A 23,344-nucleotide genomic window follows, 5' to 3' on the forward strand; every position below is an offset into this window, starting at 1 on the left:
AGGTTGTTACCCATAGAGGATTACTACAAATCTACGAAAAAAACGGAAAAGTTGTATTCATTTCCGAAATTTATATACCCTAATCAATTTGTATGGAGTTGTTATTCAACTAACGGGTGCTTTAGTTAAACAAGTGGCTGCCGTAAGGGTAGCTTTTTCCTATTGAACTAACGAGGCAGTTTAGTTCAATAAGGTGTGATAAAATCTATGTAAATTAGGAGGGGAAAAATGATATCTAAAATGAGTAAAGTTGTTAGTTATTTTATATATAGGATTGGACTTAAACCAAAACAAAATTCGGCGGGGTGGACAACCTTTGCACAATTAAGAATCGTACCCGAATATACAAATATAGATTTAGAGAAAAAACAAGTCACAGGAGTAGTGAAACATAATGGTGAAGAATATTTAACTGTAATTGTGGATGTTCAAAATAATAAAATAAAGACAAAAGGAAGTCTAAGAAGAATTGCGAAATTAACAAAACCTTTTAAAAAAGGTAACTACATTGAAATAATTGAGTCAGAAGCTAAATTTTTAATTGAAAATAGAATAACAAATCCAAAATATTAATACGCTAATCGTTAACTTCTAATTCAACTAACGGGTGCTTTACTTCAAGAAAGGGTAAAGCACTTTTCTTATTAAATTAACGCCGCAGGTTAGTTGAACAGTGTTGTATAATAAATGGATATCTTTAGTTTGAAAATCACATGTTGTTACAGGGAGGATTGTATGTGGAGTTTTAACACTTTTAAAGACAAACGTTACTGGATTCTTTTGATTCCAGCTATAATTACCTTGGTCTTGTTCGCTGTTTTTACCCCTGATTATATTCTTGAAAAAACTTACGTTGTACCATTTTCAATGCTAATATTTATAGTTTTATTCTGGTCGACATACCATCTTTGGAAGTATTTTGGTGATAAAAAGAAGAGGAATAATACGGATGACAGTTGCGATTTGTAAATTGCTTGTTCAAGTAGCGGGTGCTTAGTTAAGCAAGAAGACGTACTTAATGAAGGCTTTGCAATGAGGGAGAGTAAGTTGGTGGATATAAAAAAGAACCACTACTTTAATATTATTATTGGATATATAGGTACTTTATTAATTTTGATTGCAGGTATAAGGCACATTTTAATCACAGATGATGTCATAGGAAATGGACTCATATTCTTTGGACTTATTTTTTTCCAGAATAGTTTATATTATATGGAATCCAAATTTCTTAGTGAAAAAGAAAGACGAATCGTTAATTGGTCATTCTTTAGTTTGATGACAATAATTCTAATAATTGGTTTTACTTTCGTATAAATATCATCTTGAATCATTTTTACTAACGGGTGCTTTACTTCAAATAGGGGTAAAGCCTTTTTCTTATTGAACTAACGCGGCAGTTTAGTTGAAGAAGGATCTGTTCAAGTATAATGAGAAATATTGTTTTAAAGGGGTGAAAAATTATGGACGTGATTGGTTCAATAGATTTAATTATTGATGAATTTAAAGATTTGAAGCCTGTATTACAAGAACATATCGAATTTAATGAAGAGCTATTACCCCATGTATACTTTGGCGAGTGCACTGGAATTTTTATAAATTATATAATTGAGGATAACTCCCAAGTATTGCAAAGGCTCTTTAGAGTATTTGAAATAATGGCAACTCAAGGAAATCATGATGTTGTAAATATCTTGTGAGTAACTATTTTAGAAAGACTTGGTGACGATAGAAAGGTATTGAATACTTCACGAAAATATATGGGCAAAGAAACTAGAAAATTATCGGATGAGACAGAAAAAGGATGGGGTAGATATTACCTACTGGGTGCTTTAGCAAGGATCGCAGTGCTGCATTCAGCAGCTCTATTTGCGTCTTCAACTAAAGGGGCAAGTTTGTTCAATAAGAAGAATTTGGTTATATATTATGTACCGAATCTTTGAGAAAGATAACGTAAGAGAATAGATACCGAGGTGTTATATGGATTTATTGCAAATCTCCAGAAGTCAGTTAATTAGTGAAGTATGCGAAAGTGAAAAAATGCTAAAACGTTTAAATAATGTACCGTTAGATAGTCGTTCATATTTTTCAAGTTCATTATTACCTTATTTGTCAATGATTTGCGATGGTATTGAGAGTCTCTTTCCATATGAAGATACGGTTGCACTTTCTAGTGAATTTGAAGATATAAATGGAATGAGTTTTACTACGCTTATCAAAAAAATAAGAGCTAGTTCAAAATTACTTACTGACAAAAAAAACATACAAACTTCAATCAAGATGTTAGATAGTGAAATGACAAAATTTCATGATGAGTTAATAAAAGATTATAATATGTGGCAATTAGCTTATGTGAAGATATTGGGGCAAGAAGACTTAGGCGTTTTCTATTACAAAAATAAACCTTTTGCTAACAGCAGTCAAATAAACTTATATATTAAACCATTTAATTCAAGTGTAATGGGAGTTGGGGAGGGTTTATACAAATTTGGTTGCCAGTCCGCAAGATACATAAGCAGGTTTTGTTCTGAATTAGCGGATGGCGTACCACAGCTGAAGAAAGAGGCTTATATTACTACTCTAGATTGTAATGATTTCACTCACCGAGATTATGTTTACAGCCAAAAAAAACACAGAAATATTTTTAACAATGCTATCGATAGAGGAGTGGCATTATATTTACTGAATATGCAATGCCAATTAAACTTTGCCCTCATGATCTTAGATTTACTAATAGAGGAACATCCACTGAAATACAGAATTCAATTATTGATTTACTATTACTCCGTCCAAGCAATAGATTTCGCATTTAATTCGGGCTATTTAGCAAAGTTGGAAGAACATCAAGAAACAATTACCACAGTCATACAGACTCATAAAAAAATATTTAAACAAAATACTTTGAGAAACAATCTGTTTCATTATAAGCTCTCGGAGGAAGTTAACCCTTCATTTGGTGAAAGTTATTTCCAGTCTATGGTGGAAACACACACAGCTAAGTCTTTAGAAGATTTGCTAACCACCGTCTATGAGGAAATGGATATCGTTGAAAAATTAATTCAAGAAATTATCTACTAATGTCCGGTTATATCTTCAACTTCTGAAGTAATTCCGGAATAATGCCTCTCTCTTCTTCTTCAACTAACGGGTGCTTTAGCGAACTAATACAACAAGAAAATCAATTAGCTAGTGATCTATATGGCTTTTTGTGAAGGGAGTAAGTAGCTTGAGAAATCGAATATATATATGTTCACTGTTGGTTCTCTTGGTTTTATACTTAGCTTCTTGTCAATCATTAGATGAAAAGCTAACAAAAAAGACGAGAATTCAGGATATTCCTAATTCAGAAGAGAGTCTCACTATTGAATCAAATAAAGAACGGTACAAAGTTCCAGTGAAAAAAGTTGTTCTAGTAATTAATAACGCAACAAACATGGACACCGACTTTAACCAATTTGCTACTATAGAAAAGAAAAAGTCGGGTGACTGGTATCCTGTTCCGATAAAAGCAGGTCAAAGCATAGATGCCGCTGGCAGAGCTCTTAATGCAAATAGAGAAAGTAATGTAACTTTTCCACTTGAACATTTGGATGAAGAGCTAGACCCTGGTCAATATCGAATTGTTGTTGGTTTTTCTCACAAGGAAAGTTCATTCCAGCTTGCTACCCCTTTTGAAGTTGTTGAAAATTAACTTTGATGTACATAAACATTCTGGGCAGTTTTCGACCGTTTTCAATCTTTATCCTTGTTCAACTAACGGGTGCTTTACTTCAAGTAGGGGTAAAGCCTTTTTACTATTGAACTAACGAAGCAGTTTAGTTGAACAAGAGAAATCGAAACTTAAAGGGTTTTCAATCGTAATAATGAATTTAAAAGGCAATTTATTTAAACTGGAACTTTTGTTAATTTATAACGTATTAGAGTAAAACAGTAGGATAATGCCACAAATCCATTAAGGAAAAGAGTAAGTTATTGCGTATTTAATAGGGGAAAAATTACAAAGGGGATAATTTATGAATAAAATAATTCTAATTCTTTTATTATTATTTTTAGTTGCTTGTTCAAACAACGAAGGCGAAACGCTCAATTTTCAAGGTGAAGGAGATAATTGGAAAGTTAAATACGTGGCTGTAAATTCTGATAATAGTCAAAATGCAACATTTACTATTGTTTATATCGGTGAAGAAGAAGCTCCAGAATCATTTGATTATAAGGTTTCGGCTATGCTTTCTGGAAATGAAAGTAGCATGGGTGGAGCTAAACTAAACGAAAAAGGCTTCATTGAAAGAACTCAACTCATAACAGGCTCCAGAGTGCAGAATGATGAAATAATTATAACTGAGTTAAATTGGGATGATAAAACAGAAAAGGTAGAATTAATGCTAAAGTAGGAACTTATAACTAACGGGTGCTTTAGCAGAACAGGATTGTCAGTTGACAGCCTATATTGCTATTCAGCTAAAGCGGCATGTTAGTTTAATAAAAAAATGGAGATTGAGGGTTCAATTTTACAAATATTCAGAAGCAGTTTCTCAATTGAATTGGAAGGTTATTTTGAAGATAAATAACCTGATCCCGAAGTATGTTTACTTATTTCTACGATCCATTCTTTCTATTTTTCTAGTTAATTGATCAATTTGCTTTTGCATATTTTCTAATTTTTTGGATTGGTCGGATTGGCTTTGAGAGTTTTGATTATTTGTTTTTTCTAATTCTTGTAATGTAATCCCAGCAGCGATTGTCTGAAGAGCATCTCCCAATGTAGAAAGTGCCGTTCCAACTAATGTGAGTTTAGCTGCATAAATTTCTGGTGATTCAGAATTATCCTCCATTTGAAAATCATTTTCATTTTTCATTTTTACACACCCTTGATTTTGTTATGTTACCAATTGACTGTTATAAATTTGTAAATAACCTTAATTAAGGTTAATTGACTATTTTTTTAGTTTTTCTATTTCAGAATTTAAATAGTCAAGTTGTTCCTGTACATTTTTATTTTCACTTTGTTCTTGTCGTTCTTCTTCTAATGCTAGAACAGCGGATATAGTGGATATCACACCACCGACTGCAGAGAATAGCTCGCCAAGGACAGCAAGTTCTGCTGCACGAATAGATGAATTGGAATTTTGTTTATTTTTATTGTTACTTTCACTATTGTTCATTTAGAAAGTAGCCTCCAATACGAATAAATAATTACACAATGTCCTTGCTCTTGTAAATTCGTTGAGTAAGATTAGTTACTTGTTCAGTTAGATCGCTGACATGTTGAACCATATTTTTTAGGTCGTCTATTTTAACTTGTTGTTCTTTATGATTTTCTTCTGGTGCAAGTACTATAGAAGTGACTGAGATTGCATCGCCAATTGTAGTTAGTAATGCGTCCATCACAGCACGACGTACCGCATGAATTTCTGTATCGGAATTTTGATTATTTTGATCCACACCTTCACCGTTTGACAATATTGGGTTTCCTCCTAATAAAAATAATTAAATTACTCAATATAATTGTATGTTTTGTAGCAATTTTTATGAAAAAGGTTAAATTGAAAGATATAAAATCCTAATCCTTCTTCAATTAACGGGTGCTTTACTTTAAGAAAGAGTAAAGCCTTTTTTCTTATTGAACTAAAGCAGCAGGTTAGTTTCAGAAGGAAATCAAATATATTTAGCGAATTTAATAATGAAAATCTTGAAAAGAAGAGGAATTTTTTTATGGAATATAGGGATTTAATGAATCAGAAAGGTTACATCTATCTTCACAGCTTAATAGAACCTGAAACCAATTCGTTAAGAATTTTTATTGATAGATGTAAAGTAAGCCAGCAAGGTGAAGATATTGAAATAGGTAAACATATTATAAGAGACATACACCCAATAGAAGTCGATGAAGAATTGCCAATAGTACAGTTAGACATTGATTCATATATATCTTATTCAATTATTAATGAGTCATTTACTGTTTTAGACGACTATGAAATCTTTGAAGGAAATTCATTTCGAATATTTAAGAAATCAAGATATTTAGACTTCATTAACAAAGGTACTATCGTTAACGATGTATTTCCAGAAGAACAACCAGTTCATTACGAGATATCCTGTTTAGACCATATCATTGATGTTATTTCTTTTGATGAACCAATCATTACTGAAATTAAAAGGGAATTGTTCTTCAACTAACGGGTGCTTTACTTCAAGAAGGGGTAAAGCCTTTTTAAAGTGGCAGGTTAGTTCAATAATGATTTTTATATTGCTTGTCTAACGGTAAGCAATATAAAAATTATAACTCTTTGTATTATATAACAATTATAGAATCATAATATCGTGTCCTACCTTATAACAACTCCAATCGATAAACTATATTATTTAAAGGGGTTTATGCTGATGCCGACTTTACCAGAATCAATACAGCCATCAATCGTCTATGTTACATTCGCTTATCAAATTTGTTTCTTCCTATTTGTTTTTTTTAGAATTGTCGTTTTTAATTTCGCACTAAAAAAGATTAAACGCCCACTAAGTATCGTTTACGATATTTCTCTTTTTGTCATCACAACATTTTGGTTACTTTATCTAGATTTACAAGACTTTATTGATTTACAAGGATTTATTAGCGACCCTTATGATTCCCCTATATTCTTAATTGCTGCTTCAGCCTATTTCGTATCAATATTCGATTTTATATACAATTATTTTTCATATAAAAAAATAAAATCGACGAATTTGTAAACTCGTGGATTTTATTATTCTTATCGATTGTAAGGCACTTACCCAATAGCAGTCCACTGACAATCATGTAAATATTTGTACTTAAACTAACGGGTGCTTTACTTCAAGAAGGAGTAAAGCTTTTTTCCTTTTTGAGCTAAAACAGCAGGTTAGCACAAAGAAAGAGAAGCCATACGAAGTGAAACTTCGTATAGTTTTTTTAGACTTTATATTATAATTCTGAAGGTTTCAGTATTGAAAGTTTTATTCTAAAGGTGTAAAATTACACTAAATGATATAAATTGTAACTTTTTAAAAGGTGTGATGATAAATAGACAATAGAGAAAATTTATTGACAAGATAAGATGGCTGAAATTATGGAGACTTCCAAAAAAACACTTGTTCAAATTGAAAAAGGCAGGACTTTATCTGGTTGGACGAATGTAATTGCAGTCTGTGCATTGTTCAGGGATAGGGATTGTGAAATACTAATGTCTTTTTTAGGGGGCGAGCCCTTGGAAATAATCGAAACCATTGCACATAACGGTAACGACCTTAAGATAAATCAATGGGGTGAAGGGTGTGGTGGATAGAAATTGAGACAAAAGGCATTATCGCTTGCAGGAAAGTCTAATTAGCCAATATTATCGGATTCTCAATGGAAAGTATTATCGGTGGTATAGTTCTTTAAAGATGAATGTCAGTTCATTCGTTTAGATGAGCTAGCTCAAAATCTAAATTTTGGACTCGATAAAACTAAAGTTCGAGAATTCAATATTATAAAAGTATTAACAATTAGTTGCTCGTTCAATAACAGATAAATTGAAGTTGCAAACTATGAACTTACTGAGATATCAATAAATAAATTAGGAGGATCAATTTGAAATTATTTTTGAAATTATTTACTACGGCATTCCTATCAGCTCTTTTATTTGGTGTCTGTTTCGGAATATTTATCGTAATTGAAAATTATTATGAAATTAATGCTTTTGATAACTTTGTAGGAGGATTTACTATGGGAAGCCTTTTTAGTTTTCCATTCTATTTCACGGTGGGCATCTTGTTTTCTTATTTGAACATTTGGATTACAAACAAGGTGAGTCCCAAAAAATCATACATCTTTGGTCTATTGATGTACTCATTATTAGGTTTAATAGTAGGAGTTGTTTTATTCCCTCCAGGGATATTTTACATTCGCGACATGCTCTATTTTTTGGGACTAGGTGTACTCGCTACTAATATATTCTATCATGTTTTATGTTTAGTAAATGTATTAGCAAAACGCAAAAATTTTATAAAAAGGTAAAAAATATTTTAATCGCTTTTCTTATGAACTAACCTGCACGCTGGTACAGTAAGCATAACTTCACAAAAATGAATAAATAACAGTGTGATAACATCACAGGTGTTAACTGAGGTTCAATTCCAACATTTGAATGATGTTATGATAAACGTATTTACAATCGTGAAATAGATGTCTGGTTGTAGGAAGAATTATTTTGAATTAACGAATGAACTTTATTATTTGAAGTCGTTTGGCATTTGGAAGAAATATAGTTTTACACTTCCCAGGAAATCGGTTTCAATGAAAGAGTTAAGTTAGCTACTGAAAAGGTAATTTATTAGGAGGTGTGCAAAATAGATAAATTCACGAGATGGTTTATAGCTTCGTTTATATTAGGGATTATAGCGCTAATAGCAGTTTTTTTCGTGGAAGATATTGCTAGAGTAACTGGTGAAATGTATCATAGCGTATTGCTAGTTAGCACTATAACTATATTCATTTTAATTCTATCTTCGTTACTCAGTATTGTTAAAGCTAACTCAAATAGAAACAAAAGAGAAGTGGTGGTCTCCGCACTTTTTGCCATAATTCCTTTATCAGCATTAGTAATAAATGGATTAATTTTTACTGTTTATTTTGTAGGAAAATAAAGTGGCTATTAATGGACCTTCAAATGGAATTGTTCATTTTGTGGAGGCTTGTATTGAACATTAAACTGTGTAAAGATAAATAAAAATGCACTTGCTAAACAATTAGGAGGAATTACATTGCCGATGAATAATATGAATCTGCTTGTGGAAGATCGAGAAGAATTATTAGGAATATTAAAGGACCGTTTTGAGAAAAATATGGAGCGGCATCCTGAAGTCGAATGGGCTAATGTTCAAGCAAAGCTAGAAACGAATAGTGAAAAGCTTTGGTCACTTCATGAGATGGAAAAAACCGAGGGTGAGCCAGATGTGGTCGGATATGATGAGGAGACGGACGAATATATATTCTTTGACTGTTCAGCAGAAAGTCCAAAGGGTCGCAGAAGTGTTTGTTTCGATCAGGAAGCGCTGGAGGCTAGAAAAAAACATAAACCTGAAAATAGTGCTGCTAATATGGCTGCTTCTATGGGTATTGAACTTCTAACGGAAGAACAATATCGTGCGTTACAGAAACTAGGGAAATTTGATATGAAAACGTCGAGCTGGGTGCAAACACCTGACAATATCAGAAAACTTGGCGGTGCTCTTTTTTGTGATAGACGCTATGATACTGTCTTTGTGTATCATAATGGAGCAGATTCCTATTATGCTGCAAGGGGATTCCGGGGCTCTCTAAGGGTTTAGATATTATAGGTAATAAAACTATGTACAACAGTTAAAAGAGGGTATTTATGAAATTCGAAGTTGAAAATACTATGATTGATTTTAATATTCAGTATGGAAATGGGAAGAAGCTGTCTATCCAAATAGATTCGGTGGGTTTCATTACTGTAAAAGCGCCAAAAGACAACAGTAAAGAAATGATTATTAGTGCAATAGAAAGCAATGGCAAATGGATACTAGAAAAACTCGAGGAAATTAGAAAAGCTCGAGAATTACCCCAGGCAAGAGAGTATCATGCTCATGGCAAGTTCTTGTACATGGGAAAAGAAAGGCCTCTTCATGAATTAATAAATTGTAGTGATGTAAATGAAGAGGTACTCAAAAAAAGACTCAAGAAATTTTATATGGCTAGGTGTAAGGAAATTGTAGAGAAACGTATAAAAATTTATCAAAAACAGCTAAAAGTAAAGCCTAAAATCATTGAAATAGTAGAATCTAAAGTCAAGTGGGGGAGTTGTAGTTCGGATAGAAAGATTACGTTTAATTTTCGTCTGGCTATGGCTCCAATAGAAGTAATCGATTATGTGATAATTCATGAATTATGTCATATAACCCATATGAATCATGATCGATCATTTTGGAGACGGGTTGGCAGTGTTATGCCAGATTATAAAGAGAAGGAAGAGTATCTAGCAAGGCACAGTCATTCGATGCTACTTTAAAAGCGGTCACATTTCTAAATGAGTGTGGCTGTTTTTGTGTTAAATCCTGAATTTGATAAAACAGTCTATTATTAACTAAAGATAATATGTTTTATCACTTATTCGATTTTCAACTGTAATACAAATCTAACTAATTATATTCATTGTGCCTTTATCCTCCGTGTACCTTATTTGTTGGCATATTTTAAAGAGAGGGGAAAATTTATATTTATTGTCCTCTTTGATTAATTTATAGGGGGGAGGAATGGACATGCTGTTTTTTGATAATGAAATACAGAAAGTGATTAAAAAAGTGGGACCGTCGGAATGGAATAAAATGCGATTACAAGACCCTCGCATCAATGGACAAATGCTGAAGGATCTGATTGCCAGGAAGACGAGAGCAAATGAAGAAGAGAATCATAGAAATCGCTTATTGAACGGAGATAACTAAGTAGTATAAAAAGACGTTGCTTCACCTGGAAGGGTGTGGCTACGTCTTTCTACTTTATAAATTCCATTTATAGAGGTTTTACCAGAAAACAAAAATTAAGGTATAGGCAAGGAATTAGTAAAGTGGATGTTAAAGGACTTGGGAATATATATATGTTGGATTTCAGAAACTTTTAAATGCAATCTGGAATATTTAAAATAAATATTAGTTAAATTCAATCGATTTTTTAGAAACGAAGAAGGAAAATGGATAGAAACAGCGAATGTAGATAAAGCTAGCAAAGAAAAAGGAGCCGATCAAATGGACACTAATCATTCGACAATTACAGTTGAGGCAAAAGTACAAGCACCAGTTGAAAAAGTATGGGAATATTGGACAGAGCCAGAGCATATAACAAAGTGGAATAATGCCTCTGAGGATTGGCATACTCCACATGCTGAAAATGATCTAAGAGCAGGTGGGAAATTTGTTACGAGAATGGAAGCGAAGGATGGCAGTTTTGGTTTTGACTTTGGAGGGATTTACGATGAAGTGCTTATTCATGAATTCATTTCTTATAAAATGGAGGATGGAAGAAAAGTAGAAATCACTTTTATCCCACAAGACAACGCAACTAAGGTGGTAGAGGTTTTCGATCCTGAAACAACAAATCCAATTGAAATGCAGCAAGAAGGCTGGCAGGCAATTTTAGATAATTTTAAAAAGTACGTGGAGCAGCAATAGTTTTAATAAGGTGCCTCGTTTCTAATACATACAACATTGTATTAGAACGAGGCACCTTTTACGACAGGAGGCGAATGGGCTTGAGATCCCCAGATGAAATGCTGGAGTTAGTTTTGACTTTTGCAAAGAATGACGAAAGAATTCGTGCAGTAGGACTAAATGGTTCGCGGACTAATCCCAATGTACCAAAGGATATATTTCAGGATTTTGATATAGTTTACCTTGTGACTGATATAAAGTCATTTATAGAAGACCGTGAATGGATAGATGTATTCGGGGAACGAATTATTATGCAAACTCCCGAGGATATGTCCATGTTCCCCAAAACTTTAGGTGAGAGATTTTCCTATCTCCTACTGTTTACGGATGGAAATCGACTTGACCTAACACTTATTCCGACAGAGGAAGCAGATAAGTATTGTAAAGAGGATAAGTTAACGATTATTCTTCTGGACAAGGATAACAGGTTACCAGAAGTTGCGCCACCAACCGACCAGGATTATTGGGTACAGCGTCCTACTGCACAATATTTTGCAGATTGCTGCAACGAATTTTGGTGGGTTTCTACATATGTGGCAAAGGGATTATGGAGAATCGAAATTCTTTATGCTCAAGAGTATTTAAATACTATTCTTAGACCTATGCTCATCCAAATGCTTGAATGGAAGGTTGGCATAGAACACGATTATTCCGTTAGTATAGGTAAAAGCGGTAAATACTTGGAGAAATATCTTTCAATAAAAGAATGGCAAGAGCTCCTCTCTACATTTGCCAATGGAAGTTATGAAGATGTTTGGAGCGGGTTATTTTCCATGGTAAATCTATTCCGATCTACAGCTGAATATGTTGCTAATAGATTAGAATTTTACTACCCAAGTACAGAGTATGAAAAAGTTACTACTTATCTAGAGCATATTAAAAACTTACCTCCTACCGCACCGGAAATTTATTAATGTAATCTAAATCTAAAGCAAGAAAGTTCAGCAGTGAATTTTCTTGCTTTTATTTATTATCAAAATGATTTTTGCTCAGTAGTAATATATTCGGGAAAATATACGCATCCTAAATTAATTCCCATACTCATAATTTTCACAATATTTTACATGAAACATCTTGTAATTAATAAAATTTACAAAACCTTTACAAAGGAAGTAGCTAAAATTTACACTAGGCATATATTCTACAATTAGACAAAATTCGTCATCGAAAAATACCTAACAATATTTCTTGGAGGTAAGAAATGATCAGTTTGAAAAAAGTAAAAATTGGATTATTAATGCTGGCTATTTTCACAATACTATCAGCATGTACGAACGACAAAAATGATACACAAGAGACAGCTGGCAATCATGCTACAGTATCTATTTCAGGATCTACATCTGTTGGACCCCTTGCTGAAAAACTAGCAGCAAAATATACAGAAGAAAACAACACAAACATAGAGATAAATCAAATTGGTTCATCCGCAGGAATTACGAACGCAATCAGTGGAGTGTCCGAAATAGGGATGTCCTCGCGAGATTTAAAGGACGAGGAAGTAGCGAGTGGCTTACAGGAAATCGTTATAGCTTATGATGGAATTGTTGTAGTAACTCATCCAAGTAACAAAGTCAAAGATCTTACGATGGAGCAGATTAAACAGATTTTCACTGGAAAAGTGACAAACTGGAAAGAACTTGGCGGAGATGATATGGAAATCGTAGTTGTTTCCCGCGAGGATGGTTCTGGTTCTCGAGATGCTTTCCAAGAAATCGTAGACTATAGTTCCGGCGAGTTAATAAGAAACTCGATTATCGCAAGTGGTAATGGAAATATTAAAACAACCGTCGCGAACAATAAGCATGCTGTTGGTTTTATCTCATTTGAATATATCGATGAATCTATTTCAACAATTGATATTGATGGAGTAGAGGCTACTGCAGAAAATGTTCTACAACAAAAATACAGCCTGTCTAGGCCGTTTTTGTTTGTTCATAAAGAAGGAAAATTAACAGAAGCAGGACAACGTTTTATTGATTTTATATTAAGTGAAGATGGACAGAAAATTGCAGCTGAGGCAGGAGCAATACCAGTAAAATAGATTGATTTTATAAGGAAGACAACAACATAATTTTTGACTTAATTTTGGAGGAATAAGAGTGTCTATCCCAACAACTAACAAGCAAACCGTAGAAATCGGCAAAGCAAACAAAAGGAAATATATGCTAGAGAGAATGTCGCAAAGAGTATTCTTAATCTGTGCACTTCTCTCCGTAATAACTTTATTGTTAATCATTGGATTTGTATTTTATAAAGGAGCTCATCCCTTTGTAGCGGAGGGCTATAGCTTTAAAGATTTTATATTTGGTCAGGATTGGGTACCAAGTGAGGATAAATTCGGCATATTCCCGATGATTGTTGCATCTATTTTCGCAACAATTGGAGCGTTGATCATTGGTGTTCCTATTGGCTTATTTACGGCTATTTTCTTAGCAGAAATTGCTACAAAAAAGGTAGCTAAAATTATTTCACCAGCAATCCAACTGCTAGCGGGAATCCCATCTGTATTATATGGGGTATTTGGACTCGCTATTATTGTACCTTTTTTACAAAACACTTTTGGTTTAGTGAAAGGTCAAAGTTTAATAGCTGTTATTCTTGTGCTAGCGATCATGATGCTACCAACTATTGTAACTGTAGCAGAAACGGCAATTCGTGCTGTCCCACAAACCTATCGTGAAGGTTCATTAGCCCTTGGTGTATCTCAAATAGGAACAATATTTAAAGTTATTGTCCCAGCAGCCAAATCAGGTATTATGACGGCTATCGTATTAGGTTTAGGACGTGCAATTGGAGAAACGATGGCAGTTATCTTAGTAGCTGGTAATAGTTTAATCGTGCCAACGAGCTTAACAGATAGTGTTCGTCCACTAACGACTAATATTGCATTAGAAATGGGTTATGCATTCGGTACCCATCAAGAAATGTTATTTGCAACTGGGATTGTTTTATTCTCATTTATCTTAATACTAAACTTCGTATTAGCGAAAATAAGTGCAAAGGGAGGTAACTAAGATGAGACAATTCAAAGATAACTTTTTCCGTGGGCTTTTATGGTTATCCGCTATCTTATCGGTTGCCGTCCTAGTGATGATTGTTGGATTTATCTTTTATAAAGGGATTGGCTTAATCAGCTTCGATTTCATCTTTGGTGATTATTCACCAGCTGGTGGTGGTGGTATTTGGCCAATGATTATAACAACTATTTACACAGTTCTTATTTCGTTAGTCATTGCAACGCCAATTGGAATTTTAGCAGCGGTTTATTTGCAGGAATACGCTAAACAAGGGCGATTAGTGAGACTAATACGCTTTGCAACAGAAAGTTTAACAGGGATTCCATCCATCATTTATGGATTGTTTGGAGCCGTATTCTTTGTCACAACCTTAAAATTGGGTATGTCGATTTTAGCAGCTTCCTTGACCTTAACGATTATAGTACTACCTGTAATCATTCGTACAACAGAAGAAGCTTTAAAAACAGTGCCACGTTCGTATCGTGAAGGATCCTTAGCCTTAGGGACAACCAAACTACAAACACTATATAAAGTGATATTACCAAGTTCAATGCCGGGGATTTTATCTGGTATTATCCTTTCCGTTGGACGAATCGTTGGAGAATCAGCTGCCATATTCTTAACTGCAGGTACAGTAGCAGCTATGCCTGATAGCATTCTATCTTCAGCTAGAACATTAACTGTTCATGCGTATTTAGTTACACAAGAGTCTGGAGATATTGAACTAGCAGCTGCAGTGGGTATTGTGTTAATCGTAATTATTTTAGCAATCAATCTTTCCGCAACATATATATCGAAAAAATTTAACAAAGCAACCAATAAGTAATAGTATGTTAACGAAACCACAGCAAAAGAACATGATGAGCTAACGACCAAAAAAATCGAGTGGGGAAGGTATTTTAGCATATGGAGCAACGTAAACAAGATACAGCAATTATTAATGTAAGAGATTTGAATTTATTCTATGGGGAAAAACAGGCATTATTCGGAGTCGATCTTGTTATTTCTGAAAAAGAGGTTACTGCTTTAATCGGTCCTTCAGGCTGCGGTAAATCTACTTTTTTACGTACATTAAATCGTATGAATGATTTAATTGACGGTGTGAAAATTACAGGAGATGTCGTTATTGATCATGAGAACATTTACAAATCCAATGATGTGATCAAGCTACGTACAAAAGTAGGAATGGTATTTCAAAAGCCAAATTTATTCCCAATGAGTATTTATGACAATGTTGCCTATGGTCCAAGAATGCAGGGAATAAAAAATAAAAAAGAATTAAATATAATTGTAGAAGAAAGTTTGCGCAGTGCAGCTATTTGGGATGAAGTAAAAGACCGTCTTAAAACATCCGCACTTGGTTTATCAGGCGGACAGCAACAGCGCGTATGTATTGCGCGTGCTATAGCGATGAAACCAGATATTATCTTGATGGACGAGCCTACTTCTGCGTTAGACCCAATTTCTACGTTAAAAATAGAAGAGCTAATCAATAATATGAAGCAAGATTATACGATTGTCATTGTTACTCATAACATGCAACAAGCCGCTCGTATCTCTGATAAAACCGCGTTCTTCTTAAATGGAGAAGTAGTTGAGTATGATGATACAGATAACATTTTCTCTACACCACAGGATCAAAGAACAGAAGATTATGTAACAGGTCGATTCGGTTAAAGTGAAACTTCAATTAGTGGGGATAATCTTCCCATATGGAACTCAGACAAATAAGAGTGGCCAACATCCTGATGGTCCGAACCATTCGAACTTTAATGGCAGTAGATCTCCCACTAGTGGGAGTCTTCGACGTACAGGACGTACTAGTGCCGATGTTGCCACAGGACGTGGCGACTTTAAGCGACTGCCTGTTAATGCGGGATAATAGGAGGATACAAATGAGCATCCGTGTAAACTTTGAAAATAATTTAGACGAACTAAAAAGTAAAATTACTGAAATGGGTGGACTTTCCATCGTTGCTCTTGAAAAATCTTTTAAAGCTTTAAAAACACAAGATGTAGAAATTGCTTTAAAAGTTATTGAGGGTGATACAGCAATCGATAAACTGGAAACAGAGATTAATCAGTTCACCATTTGGATTATGGCAAAAGAAGCACCTGTTTCTAGAGATTTACGGGAGATTATTGGTATACTTAAAATCTCCTCTGAAATCGAGCGAGTGGCGGATTTCGCGGTTAATATTGCAAAAGCAACGATTAAAATCGGAAAACCTAAATCTCTACTGGATATTACGCATCTAGAGCAGATGAAGGATTTATCGATTGAAATGCTCAAAAAAGCGCTGCAATCATTTTTAGAGGAAAAAATTTTACTTGCGAAAGAAGTTGGCGACCTTGAGGATCAAGTCGATCAGCATAGCAGGGAAACATATCAAAAGCTTACTGCATACCTTAGTGAGCATCCAGAAGAAACTAACCAACTCGTGCAATTATTATTTGTCAATCGTTTTCTGGAGAGAACAGCAGACCATATAACAAATATTGCTGAAAGTACTGCATATTTGATAAAGGGTCAAATATATGACTTCAATTCATAATAAATAAAAGATAGTTACTGGAGGGGAAATGTGAAATTTTCTTCTCCAGTTTTTTATTACTAGCTCAAATTATAGAAGAAGTGCTATTCTATTAATAATTATAGGAGGCTTTTAAATGGAGAATAACGATATATTAATCAGATTGAGATATGCCTTAGATATTAAAAATAAGGAAATGGTAGAGATTTTTAAACTTGGTGGCGTGGAAGTGACAAAGGAAGAGGTTCTCAAAATTCTAACGAAATCAAAAGAAGATGATGGCGATGAAGAAGTAGTGGATGATGACACCCATATGAAGTGTAATAATAAAATGCTGGAGTCATTTTTAAATGGTTTCATCACTTATAAAAGAGGAAAACAGGACCCTAAACCAGGACTGCCAGCTAGTCCAGAGCCAACTGAGCAGCAGAAGGACCATGTGAATAATATGCTATTAAAGAAGCTCAAGGTAGCACTACAATTAACAACAGAGGATATGTTAGATATTTTAGATGATGGTGGTATCGCTGTTTCAAAAGGCGAACTTGGTGCTATTTTACGAAAGCCTGGTCATCGTAATTATAAAGAATGCGGAGATAATTTCGCTCGCAAATTCTTAAAAGGTCTAGCGGTTAAATATAGAGGTTAAAGAAAAATGAGTTTGGAGAAAGATCCGAACTCATTTTTTCTTGTTTTTTTAATTTAATTTCAAATCATAAAATGCTCTATTTCTCCCAAAGCTCTACAAGTCGATCTTCAGGATCTTTAATCCAAATAAATTTTCCATATTCACTAACTTCTTTTTCCTTTGCAAGAGGTACACCAATTTTTTCAAGATGCTTAATAGTCTCATTCAGATCATGTACTTGGAAATTTAACATTACTTGCTGTTCTTTTGGAAAATAACTGTCGTCCTCTTTAAAGAAAGAAAAGATAGTCTCATTTCCTAATTGAGGTTTAATCACTGTCCCATTCCAGCTTTCTATTTCTTCAATCATTAAAACTTCACTGTACCATTTTTTTATAACTTCCATATTTTTAGTTCTCCAAAATATTCCTCCAAAACCTTTTATCATTTCACTAACTCCTTTCTGCATATAATTTTTATGCTTGGTCGCTCAGTTTTCTTATTAAATTAACGTCGAAGTGTAGTTGCTTAGCCCCTAATAATAAATTCAACAAGATAGACGTCAATCCCTTTCTGGAACAACACCACCGTTGGTTTATAAAATTAAGTTTAGGTAACAGTTTTTTGAAATTCCACATATCATAAGAAAGTCTGAAGTTAAAAGGAGGATTTTCGTGTATCAAATGAATTATCAACACAATCAAATGTATGACCCACAAGCCTTTCAAAAATCATTACAATTGATGGCAGAAGCTGTACAAGGTGAAAAGGAAGATCAATTATTTTATGATTATTTAATATCAGTAGCCCCTAATAATGAACAAAAAGAAATCATTACATCCATCAGAAATGATGAAATACGACATAATAAATTGTATAAACAAATGTACAAACAATTAACAGGACAGGAAGTAGCTTTAGAAAAAGAAGAAAAATTTGTTCCCCCTGCAACATATCTAGAAGGATTAAAAAAAGCCCTATTTGGCGAATTAAAAGCAATGGAAAAATATCGTGTCATTCGAGCTGGACTGCCAAATCGGTACTATAGAGACATCGTATTCGAAATATTAACAGATGAACTTAAACATGCAACTTTATATAATTTTATGTATACGGAAAATTATGTTGATAAAAAAAGTAGTTTATCTGACAATCAGAACAAAACACCTGATGAATGGATTAACCATACAAGTTACTTGGTAGAAGAAGGATTAGAGGATTTCAAGAGAGGTATTAATACCAAACATATCCTTCAGGAATTTATCTTGATGGGTGTACTTGTGGGAAAAGGATATTCACCTGAATTTGCATATAAGACGGTTGAAGACTGGGAACGAACAGGTCAATCAGTACTTCTTCAACAAAGTAAACAAATGAGGGAATAATGGAGTACTAAAAACTTAAAGCCGACTCCTTAACAAATGGGGTTCGGCTTCAGTTATATACAAGTATAATTTATTGATGTTCAGATATTAGTTGAGTTTTCAATTGATTAATTACTTCTTGTGAAGCAGGAGCTGCAGGTTTGTAATATCCCTTTTGAAGCGCATAGCTATATAAAGTTCTTTGGCGGGATTCATCCTGGTTTCTCAGTTGAATCAAAGTTTGTCTTAGTTCTGAGTTATTAGTTTGGGCGATAATATGTGCATAACCTGTTAGACCTGCATTTAATCCTGCAAGATAATCATTTACCATCTCTTTATCTTGAAACATATAAATCCTCCTAATTTAAATAAGACATTAAATCTTGTTGTGCTTGTTTTGCGGCTTGGGCATCTCTTTCAAAGATTGTCTTCAGTTCAGGGTCTGTACAACTTTGCGCATACGCTTCCAACTTCTTAGCAACTGTTCCATGTCCACCGATTAAACTCCGTAAATGCTCTACTTCTAGTTCAGTTAGATTATGATTCATAGATAATCCTCCTTTCACTTTTAAAATTCCCGACTTCATAAAATATATACTTAATAGGTCCCACTCAAAAATAGCTTGCATATAAGCCTTTTCTTTTAAAAGAGCCAAGTAAAAAAGAGCGAATTCCTATGTAGATGGAGTCCGCTCTTTTTTCTTATAATGATACTGTTTCTAACTGTGAGGATAATACATTTTGTAATGTGTTAAGTTCCTCAGTGGTTAATGGAATCATTGGTAGGCGTACGCCACCTACGGGAATACCTTTTAAATTTAAAGCTGTTTTTACAGGTGTTGGATTTGGTGCAGCAAACAATGCTTTCATAATAGGCAATAGCGTGCGGTGATCATTTGCAGCCTCTTTTACATTACCACTGTTGAACTTTGCAATCATTACTTGCATTTCGTTTCCGATAACATGTGATGCTACGGAAACGACACCAGCTCCTCCAATGGATAGTACTGGAATTGTTAACCCATCGTCGCCACTATAGAGCGAAAAGTCTTCGGGTGTATTGCTGATGATTTCAGCCATTGTATCTAAGTTGCCGCTAGCTTCCTTTATCGATACGATATTAGATATTTGAGACAGTCGGATTACTGTATCAACGGTCATATTGACGGCACTACGACCTGGAATATTGTAAAGCATAATTGGTAAGGATGTAGCTTCTGCAATTGCTTTGAAATGCTGGTACATGCCTTCTTGTGATGGTTTGCTGTAATAAGGGACAACTAGCATAATACCATCCACACCTGCATCAGTTGCACGTTTTGTTAGCTCGAGGGACGCTTTTGTGTTATACGAGCCAGTTCCAGCAATTACAGGAACCCTACCATTCACAACCTCCACAGTAAATTTAAACAGTTGAACTTTTTCTTCCTCCGTTAATGTCGGAGACTCTCCAGTTGTACCAGATACGACTAATCCTTCTGTTCCATTATTGATTAAGTAATTTATTAAATTTCGTGTAGCTGGAAAGTCGATCTCCTCGTTGTGATCAAAAGGAGTAACCATAGCCGTTAATATTTGTCCAAAATTCATAACTTCTCCACATCCTATAATTTATTATTAAAAATTCAGGGAGAAGGGCATTTTTCAGTAGACGCAAAAAAGCAACAACGAGGGCTCGTTGCTGCAATAGAAATAAAGTAATATTTCTGTGCGTAAGATAGCCCTCCATATAGTCTCCTATATGACAATCCAGTGTTTGTTCAACAACAGAACCAGCTTCAAGAAAAATGAGATTCTTTCAACTTCGGCAAATTCCCCTTTCCACAAATGTCACAGGATCTCATTCTCCTCCAAAAGTGTACTGATGGTCTTTGCGCCTCTATCCTTACTTCAAATGTATTTGAAATAAGAGAATATTTAATTACTAAAATAATACATGGTTTTTCCTACTATTGCAACAGATTACATGTAAAATAAATATAAAGCTATTAGAGGTAAGTTCTAATAATAAGTTTCTCACGAAATAACCATACTATACTAGAGGTGAAAAGGATGTATAAATTATTGTCTCATAATGATTTAGATGGAGTCGGATGTGGCATCTTAGCAAAGCTCGCTTTTGGTGAGCAAGTGAAGGTGCGTTATAATTCGATTTCAGCACTTAATCGAGAGATTGAATACTTTTTAGAAAATGAAAACCAGGATACGTTTTTATTCATAACGGATTTAACTCCAAATGAAGAGAATGAAAAAAAACTAGAGGACTTTTACCATGAACAGGGAAAGCTCCAACTAATTGACCATCACAAATCTGCTCTACATTTTAATGATTATGAGTGGGGTTATATTTCAGTAGAAGACTCTGAAGGTAAATTAACTTCCGCTACATCGTTATTATATGAATATCTTGTAAATAAAGAGCTGTTGAAACCTACCACTACGCTATCGGAATTTGTAGAGTTAGTTAGGCAATATGATACATGGGAGTGGGAGAAGAACGGAAACCAACGTGCTCATTCGCTAAACTCGCTTTTCTATTTAATAGCTATAGAAGAATTTGAAGAAAAGATGTTGGAGCGTCTCCGTACTAGCGAGACATTCAATTTTGATGAATTTGAAAAGAAAATATTACTTATGGAAGAAGACAAGATTGACCGCTATATTCGTCGAAAGAAAAAAGAGATTGTCCAGGCAAAAGTAGGAGAACATTTAGCTGGTGTTGTATATGCAGAAACGTATCATTCTGAGCTTGGCAATGAACTAGGTAAAGAGTATCCGCATCTCGACTATATAGCAATCGTAATTATGGGAGGGAAAAGAATCTCTCTTCGTACAATTTATGACCATATCGATGTATCGAAAATTGCTGGACAGTTCGGCGGTGGGGGACATCAAAAAGCATCTGGCTGTAATTTAACAGAGGAAGCCTATAAGTTATTTGTTTTGGACACATTCCACCTATCACCAATTTTAGAAGACGCAAAAAGAAATCAATATAATTTGAAACAATCATCCTTTGGTTCGTTTTATAAAAATAGAAATAATGAAACGTTCATCTTGTATTCTAAAAATGGGGACGATTGGATTCTGGAAAAAGATAAAGTTGCAATCGAACAAACCTTTACTAGCTTTGATGAAGGGGAGCGTTTCTTAAAGCGGAACTACGAGGCTGCTTTAGTTAGAGACGATCTTTTCGTCGATTACTTAATGAGTGAAGTGAAAAAAAGAGAGAACTCCTGATATACTAGTAGCCATTTTAAATTCTTGGTTGATATTAATTACCGAATGGTTCCTTTACTCTCGCTTCGTCATTGCATACTCGCTTTCGGCGTAACTTTACTCGCACTTCATCTCGATTTACTTGCGAAACGGAATATTTCTCCAAATGACACTCCTTCTAATGAAACTGGAAAATTGAATATAAATTGAATGATAAGGTATCATTAAGCCGAGAGACTTATTTAGAAAATAATGAGGCTGAAGAAATGAAGGAGGCAAATCATATGGAAATTGGAATAACAACGTTTGTCGAAACAACTCCGGATGTAAAAACGGGTAAAGTAATTAGCCATGCAGAGCGTATTCGCGAGGTTATAGAAGAGATTGTATTAGCGGACCAGGTAGGCTTGGATGTATTTGGGGTGGGAGAGCATCATCGAAAGGATTATGCTGCATCTGCACCAGCAGTTCTTTTAGCTGCAGCTGCTTCTCGGACGAAGCAAATTAGACTCACAAGCGCCGTTACTGTACTTTCTTCGGATGATCCAGTGCGAGTATTTGAGGAATTTTCTACATTAGATGCTATTTCCAATGGTCGTGCAGAAATAATGTTAGGACGTGGTTCCTTTATCGAATCCTTCCCACTTTTTGGCTATGATTTAAAAGACTACGATGAATTATATGAAGAGAAGCTAGATTTGCTATTGAAAATACGTGAGTCTGAAATGGTTACATGGAGTGGTAAGCATCGTGCTACTATTGATAACCGCGGAGTTTATCCACGTCCGGTACATAACCCGTTACCAGTTTGGATCGCTAGTGGGGGAACTCCGCAATCTGTTGCTCGCGCTGGTTTTTTAGGATTACCACTTGTGTTGGCTATTATTGGTGGAAGTCCACTACAGTTTGAGCCACTCGTGAAGCTTTATAAAAAAGCGGCTACTCAAGCAGGACATGATGTATCGAAGTTAACTGTTGCATCACACTCTCACGGCTTTATTGCAGAAACTACAGACATTGCTGTAGATAAATTTTTCGCACCGACACAGCAAGCGATGAATGTTTTAGGAAGAGAACGTGGTTGGGGTCCGTATACGCGTTCTACATTCGATGCTGCACGTAGCTTAGAAGGCGCTTTATATGTTGGAGATGTAGAAACTGTTGCAGAAAAAATTATATTCCTACGTAAAAACGTTGGCATCACACGCTTCATGCTTCATGTGCCAGTTGGATCCATGCCCCATGAAGATGTGATGAAAGCGATCGAACTGCTAGGTAAAGAAGTAGCACCAATCGTTCGTGCAGAAATAGATAGATGGGAAGCATCGGGTGAAAGTAATTAATTTATTTCGTTTGTAATAAACA

At 34.6% G+C, this 23,344-nt stretch carries 31 protein-coding genes and 1 riboswitch; of the genes, 24 read left to right on the plus strand and 7 right to left on the minus strand.

Translation table 11 applies throughout. From position 1 onward, the window contains the following. Positions 1 to 228: 228 nt before the first annotated feature. The 5 genes from BLR36_RS15755 (at position 229) to BLR36_RS15790 (ending at position 4,388) form a co-directional block, all read left to right on the plus strand. Positions 229 to 573: a hypothetical protein gene (locus BLR36_RS15755; RefSeq protein ID WP_093062705.1), complete on the plus strand. Its 345-nt coding sequence runs from the start codon at positions 229 to 231 to the stop codon at positions 571 to 573. Between the two features lie 887 nt (positions 574 to 1,460). Further along, on the plus strand, positions 1,461 to 1,697 hold the full coding sequence (locus BLR36_RS15770) for a DUF7674 family protein (protein ID WP_093062708.1): 237 nt from the start codon (positions 1,461 to 1,463) through the stop codon (positions 1,695 to 1,697). 280 nt (positions 1,698 to 1,977) lie between these two features. Beyond that, positions 1,978 to 3,075 carry a hypothetical protein gene (locus BLR36_RS15780; RefSeq protein ID WP_093062710.1) on the plus strand — a complete coding sequence of 366 codons (1,098 nt, stop codon included), beginning with the start codon at positions 1,978 to 1,980 and terminating at the stop codon, positions 3,073 to 3,075. A gap of 148 nt (positions 3,076 to 3,223) precedes the next feature. After that, positions 3,224 to 3,688 carry an immunoglobulin-like domain-containing protein gene (locus BLR36_RS15785; protein ID WP_093062711.1) on the plus strand — a complete coding sequence of 155 codons (465 nt, stop codon included), beginning with the start codon at positions 3,224 to 3,226 and terminating at the stop codon, positions 3,686 to 3,688. A gap of 322 nt (positions 3,689 to 4,010) precedes the next feature. Then, a complete protein-coding gene (locus BLR36_RS15790) occupies positions 4,011 to 4,388 on the plus strand; it encodes a hypothetical protein (protein WP_093062712.1) in 378 nt (125 codons plus the stop codon). A gap of 195 nt (positions 4,389 to 4,583) precedes the next feature. Here the strand turns inward: BLR36_RS15790 and BLR36_RS15795 are convergent, their stop codons facing one another. The 3 genes from BLR36_RS15795 to BLR36_RS15805 all read right to left on the minus strand — a co-directional run bounded on the left by BLR36_RS15795 (position 4,584) and on the right by BLR36_RS15805 (position 5,457). Then, positions 4,584 to 4,853, minus strand: coding sequence for a translation initiation factor 2 (locus BLR36_RS15795; RefSeq protein WP_254771431.1), 270 nt, complete (start codon positions 4,851 to 4,853; stop codon positions 4,584 to 4,586). Between the two features lie 78 nt (positions 4,854 to 4,931). Then, positions 4,932 to 5,159 (minus strand): hypothetical protein, encoded by a 228-nt coding sequence (locus tag BLR36_RS15800; protein WP_093062713.1) that lies wholly within the window; start codon positions 5,157 to 5,159, stop codon positions 4,932 to 4,934. Positions 5,160 to 5,190: 31 nt separating this feature from the next. Further along, positions 5,191 to 5,457 (minus strand): hypothetical protein, encoded by a 267-nt coding sequence (locus BLR36_RS15805; RefSeq protein ID WP_093062714.1) that lies wholly within the window; start codon positions 5,455 to 5,457, stop codon positions 5,191 to 5,193. A 252-nt stretch (positions 5,458 to 5,709) separates the two neighbouring features. Here BLR36_RS15805 and BLR36_RS15810 point away from each other — a divergent pair, with 252 nt between their 5' ends. The 16 genes from BLR36_RS15810 (at position 5,710) to BLR36_RS15885 (ending at position 17,417) form a co-directional block, all read left to right on the plus strand. Further along, positions 5,710 to 6,174, plus strand: coding sequence for a hypothetical protein (locus BLR36_RS15810; protein ID WP_093062715.1), 465 nt, complete (start codon positions 5,710 to 5,712; stop codon positions 6,172 to 6,174). A gap of 204 nt (positions 6,175 to 6,378) precedes the next feature. Beyond that, complete coding sequence (locus BLR36_RS15815; protein WP_093062716.1) at positions 6,379 to 6,723, plus strand: hypothetical protein; 345 nt, start codon at positions 6,379 to 6,381, stop codon at positions 6,721 to 6,723. A 356-nt stretch (positions 6,724 to 7,079) separates the two neighbouring features. Next, on the plus strand, positions 7,080 to 7,295 hold the full coding sequence (locus tag BLR36_RS19260) for a hypothetical protein (RefSeq protein ID WP_371326739.1): 216 nt from the start codon (positions 7,080 to 7,082) through the stop codon (positions 7,293 to 7,295). Between the two features lie 287 nt (positions 7,296 to 7,582). Beyond that, entirely contained in the window at positions 7,583 to 8,008 is a 426-nt protein-coding gene (locus BLR36_RS15825) for a hypothetical protein (RefSeq protein WP_093062717.1), read from the plus strand. Between the two features lie 752 nt (positions 8,009 to 8,760). Further along, a complete protein-coding gene (locus tag BLR36_RS15835; RefSeq protein ID WP_093062841.1) occupies positions 8,761 to 9,321 on the plus strand; it encodes a DUF4256 domain-containing protein in 561 nt (186 codons plus the stop codon). A 47-nt stretch (positions 9,322 to 9,368) separates the two neighbouring features. Next, positions 9,369 to 10,022, plus strand: coding sequence for a M48 family metallopeptidase (locus BLR36_RS15840; protein ID WP_093062719.1), 654 nt, complete (start codon positions 9,369 to 9,371; stop codon positions 10,020 to 10,022). A gap of 250 nt (positions 10,023 to 10,272) precedes the next feature. Beyond that, positions 10,273 to 10,455: a hypothetical protein gene (locus tag BLR36_RS15845; RefSeq protein WP_139185108.1), complete on the plus strand. Its 183-nt coding sequence runs from the start codon at positions 10,273 to 10,275 to the stop codon at positions 10,453 to 10,455. Between the two features lie 300 nt (positions 10,456 to 10,755). Next, positions 10,756 to 11,178: an SRPBCC family protein gene (locus tag BLR36_RS15850; protein WP_093062721.1), complete on the plus strand. Its 423-nt coding sequence runs from the start codon at positions 10,756 to 10,758 to the stop codon at positions 11,176 to 11,178. Between the two features lie 80 nt (positions 11,179 to 11,258). Beyond that, positions 11,259 to 12,131, plus strand: coding sequence for an aminoglycoside 6-adenylyltransferase (locus tag BLR36_RS15855; RefSeq protein ID WP_093062722.1), 873 nt, complete (start codon positions 11,259 to 11,261; stop codon positions 12,129 to 12,131). Positions 12,132 to 12,418: 287 nt separating this feature from the next. Beyond that, entirely contained in the window at positions 12,419 to 13,258 is an 840-nt protein-coding gene (locus BLR36_RS15860) for a phosphate ABC transporter substrate-binding protein (RefSeq protein ID WP_093062723.1), read from the plus strand. A 58-nt stretch (positions 13,259 to 13,316) separates the two neighbouring features. After that, the gene (gene pstC / locus BLR36_RS15865; protein ID WP_254771432.1) at positions 13,317 to 14,231 is read left to right on the plus strand and encodes a phosphate ABC transporter permease subunit PstC; all 915 of its coding nucleotides are present in this window, start codon (positions 13,317 to 13,319) and stop codon (positions 14,229 to 14,231) included. 1 nt (position 14,232) lies between these two features. Further along, complete coding sequence (gene pstA / locus BLR36_RS15870) at positions 14,233 to 15,060, plus strand: phosphate ABC transporter permease PstA (protein WP_093062724.1); 828 nt, start codon at positions 14,233 to 14,235, stop codon at positions 15,058 to 15,060. A gap of 80 nt (positions 15,061 to 15,140) precedes the next feature. After that, positions 15,141 to 15,911 (plus strand): phosphate ABC transporter ATP-binding protein PstB, encoded by a 771-nt coding sequence (gene pstB / locus BLR36_RS15875; protein WP_093062725.1) that lies wholly within the window; start codon positions 15,141 to 15,143, stop codon positions 15,909 to 15,911. A 1-nt stretch (position 15,912) separates the two neighbouring features. Then, positions 15,913 to 16,116, plus strand: a complete 204-nt coding sequence (locus tag BLR36_RS18605) for a hypothetical protein (protein ID WP_139185109.1) — start codon at positions 15,913 to 15,915, stop codon at positions 16,114 to 16,116. A 13-nt stretch (positions 16,117 to 16,129) separates the two neighbouring features. Further along, complete coding sequence (gene phoU, locus BLR36_RS15880) at positions 16,130 to 16,789, plus strand: phosphate signaling complex protein PhoU (RefSeq protein WP_093062726.1); 660 nt, start codon at positions 16,130 to 16,132, stop codon at positions 16,787 to 16,789. A 115-nt stretch (positions 16,790 to 16,904) separates the two neighbouring features. After that, positions 16,905 to 17,417, plus strand: a complete 513-nt coding sequence (locus tag BLR36_RS15885) for a YehS family protein (RefSeq protein WP_093062727.1) — start codon at positions 16,905 to 16,907, stop codon at positions 17,415 to 17,417. 76 nt (positions 17,418 to 17,493) lie between these two features. Here the strand turns inward: BLR36_RS15885 and BLR36_RS15890 are convergent, their stop codons facing one another. After that, the gene (locus tag BLR36_RS15890; protein WP_093062728.1) at positions 17,494 to 17,844 is read right to left on the minus strand and encodes a VOC family protein; all 351 of its coding nucleotides are present in this window, start codon (positions 17,842 to 17,844) and stop codon (positions 17,494 to 17,496) included. Between the two features lie 226 nt (positions 17,845 to 18,070). Between BLR36_RS15890 and BLR36_RS19085 the strand changes: the two genes are divergently transcribed. Continuing rightward, positions 18,071 to 18,781 (plus strand): ferritin-like domain-containing protein, encoded by a 711-nt coding sequence (locus BLR36_RS19085; RefSeq protein WP_254771433.1) that lies wholly within the window; start codon positions 18,071 to 18,073, stop codon positions 18,779 to 18,781. A 70-nt stretch (positions 18,782 to 18,851) separates the two neighbouring features. On the opposite strand, the gene BLR36_RS15900 is transcribed toward BLR36_RS19085, so the two are convergent. The 3 genes from BLR36_RS15900 to dapA form a co-directional block, all read right to left on the minus strand. Further along, the gene (locus tag BLR36_RS15900) at positions 18,852 to 19,109 is read right to left on the minus strand and encodes a spore coat protein (RefSeq protein WP_093062729.1); all 258 of its coding nucleotides are present in this window, start codon (positions 19,107 to 19,109) and stop codon (positions 18,852 to 18,854) included. Positions 19,110 to 19,119: 10 nt separating this feature from the next. Continuing rightward, entirely contained in the window at positions 19,120 to 19,308 is a 189-nt protein-coding gene (locus BLR36_RS15905) for a hypothetical protein (protein WP_093062844.1), read from the minus strand. 154 nt (positions 19,309 to 19,462) lie between these two features. After that, a complete protein-coding gene (gene dapA, locus BLR36_RS15910) occupies positions 19,463 to 20,350 on the minus strand; it encodes a 4-hydroxy-tetrahydrodipicolinate synthase (protein ID WP_093062730.1) in 888 nt (295 codons plus the stop codon). Between the two features lie 120 nt (positions 20,351 to 20,470). Beyond that, positions 20,471 to 20,650, minus strand: a riboswitch (Lysine riboswitch). 162 nt (positions 20,651 to 20,812) lie between these two features. Here dapA and BLR36_RS15915 point away from each other — a divergent pair. Further along, the gene (locus BLR36_RS15915; RefSeq protein ID WP_093062731.1) at positions 20,813 to 22,000 is read left to right on the plus strand and encodes a DHH family phosphoesterase; all 1,188 of its coding nucleotides are present in this window, start codon (positions 20,813 to 20,815) and stop codon (positions 21,998 to 22,000) included. Between the two features lie 263 nt (positions 22,001 to 22,263). Further along, on the plus strand, positions 22,264 to 23,322 hold the full coding sequence (locus tag BLR36_RS15920; protein ID WP_093062732.1) for an LLM class flavin-dependent oxidoreductase: 1,059 nt from the start codon (positions 22,264 to 22,266) through the stop codon (positions 23,320 to 23,322). Positions 23,323 to 23,344 lie beyond the last annotated feature (22 nt).

The organism is Psychrobacillus sp. OK028, assembly GCF_900103605.1.
In the GTDB taxonomy this organism is placed as follows: Bacteria; Bacillota; Bacilli; order Bacillales_A; family Planococcaceae; genus Psychrobacillus.

Excerpts from the sequence above, each read along its gene's own strand:
- BLR36_RS15885 (WP_093062727.1), top strand. The coding sequence starts at position 16,905 with ATGGAGAATAACGATATATTAATCAGATTGAGATATGCCTTAGATATT.
- BLR36_RS15770 (WP_093062708.1), top strand. The coding sequence starts at position 1,461 with ATGGACGTGATTGGTTCAATAGATTTAATTATTGATGAATTTAAAGAT.
- dapA (WP_093062730.1), bottom strand. The coding sequence starts at position 20,350 with ATGAATTTTGGACAAATATTAACGGCTATGGTTACTCCTTTTGATCAC.
- BLR36_RS15840 (WP_093062719.1), top strand. The coding sequence starts at position 9,369 with ATGAAATTCGAAGTTGAAAATACTATGATTGATTTTAATATTCAGTAT.
- phoU (WP_093062726.1), top strand. The coding sequence starts at position 16,130 with ATGAGCATCCGTGTAAACTTTGAAAATAATTTAGACGAACTAAAAAGT.
- BLR36_RS15915 (WP_093062731.1), top strand. The coding sequence starts at position 20,813 with ATGTATAAATTATTGTCTCATAATGATTTAGATGGAGTCGGATGTGGC.
- BLR36_RS15890 (WP_093062728.1), bottom strand. The coding sequence starts at position 17,844 with ATGATAAAAGGTTTTGGAGGAATATTTTGGAGAACTAAAAATATGGAA.
- BLR36_RS15790 (WP_093062712.1), top strand. The coding sequence starts at position 4,011 with ATGAATAAAATAATTCTAATTCTTTTATTATTATTTTTAGTTGCTTGT.
- BLR36_RS15815 (WP_093062716.1), top strand. The coding sequence starts at position 6,379 with ATGCCGACTTTACCAGAATCAATACAGCCATCAATCGTCTATGTTACA.
- BLR36_RS15810 (WP_093062715.1), top strand. The coding sequence starts at position 5,710 with ATGGAATATAGGGATTTAATGAATCAGAAAGGTTACATCTATCTTCAC.
- BLR36_RS19260 (WP_371326739.1), top strand. The coding sequence starts at position 7,080 with ATGGAGACTTCCAAAAAAACACTTGTTCAAATTGAAAAAGGCAGGACT.
- BLR36_RS15780 (WP_093062710.1), top strand. The coding sequence starts at position 1,978 with ATGGATTTATTGCAAATCTCCAGAAGTCAGTTAATTAGTGAAGTATGC.
- BLR36_RS15860 (WP_093062723.1), top strand. The coding sequence starts at position 12,419 with ATGATCAGTTTGAAAAAAGTAAAAATTGGATTATTAATGCTGGCTATT.
- BLR36_RS15900 (WP_093062729.1), bottom strand. The coding sequence starts at position 19,109 with ATGTTTCAAGATAAAGAGATGGTAAATGATTATCTTGCAGGATTAAAT.
- BLR36_RS15795 (WP_254771431.1), bottom strand. The coding sequence starts at position 4,853 with ATGAAAAATGAAAATGATTTTCAAATGGAGGATAATTCTGAATCACCA.
- BLR36_RS15850 (WP_093062721.1), top strand. The coding sequence starts at position 10,756 with ATGGACACTAATCATTCGACAATTACAGTTGAGGCAAAAGTACAAGCA.
- pstB (WP_093062725.1), top strand. The coding sequence starts at position 15,141 with ATGGAGCAACGTAAACAAGATACAGCAATTATTAATGTAAGAGATTTG.
- BLR36_RS15755 (WP_093062705.1), top strand. The coding sequence starts at position 229 with ATGATATCTAAAATGAGTAAAGTTGTTAGTTATTTTATATATAGGATT.
- BLR36_RS15920 (WP_093062732.1), top strand. The coding sequence starts at position 22,264 with ATGGAAATTGGAATAACAACGTTTGTCGAAACAACTCCGGATGTAAAA.
- BLR36_RS15845 (WP_139185108.1), top strand. The coding sequence starts at position 10,273 with ATGCTGTTTTTTGATAATGAAATACAGAAAGTGATTAAAAAAGTGGGA.
- pstA (WP_093062724.1), top strand. The coding sequence starts at position 14,233 with ATGAGACAATTCAAAGATAACTTTTTCCGTGGGCTTTTATGGTTATCC.
- BLR36_RS15905 (WP_093062844.1), bottom strand. The coding sequence starts at position 19,308 with ATGAATCATAATCTAACTGAACTAGAAGTAGAGCATTTACGGAGTTTA.
- BLR36_RS15800 (WP_093062713.1), bottom strand. The coding sequence starts at position 5,159 with ATGAACAATAGTGAAAGTAACAATAAAAATAAACAAAATTCCAATTCA.
- BLR36_RS15835 (WP_093062841.1), top strand. The coding sequence starts at position 8,761 with ATGAATAATATGAATCTGCTTGTGGAAGATCGAGAAGAATTATTAGGA.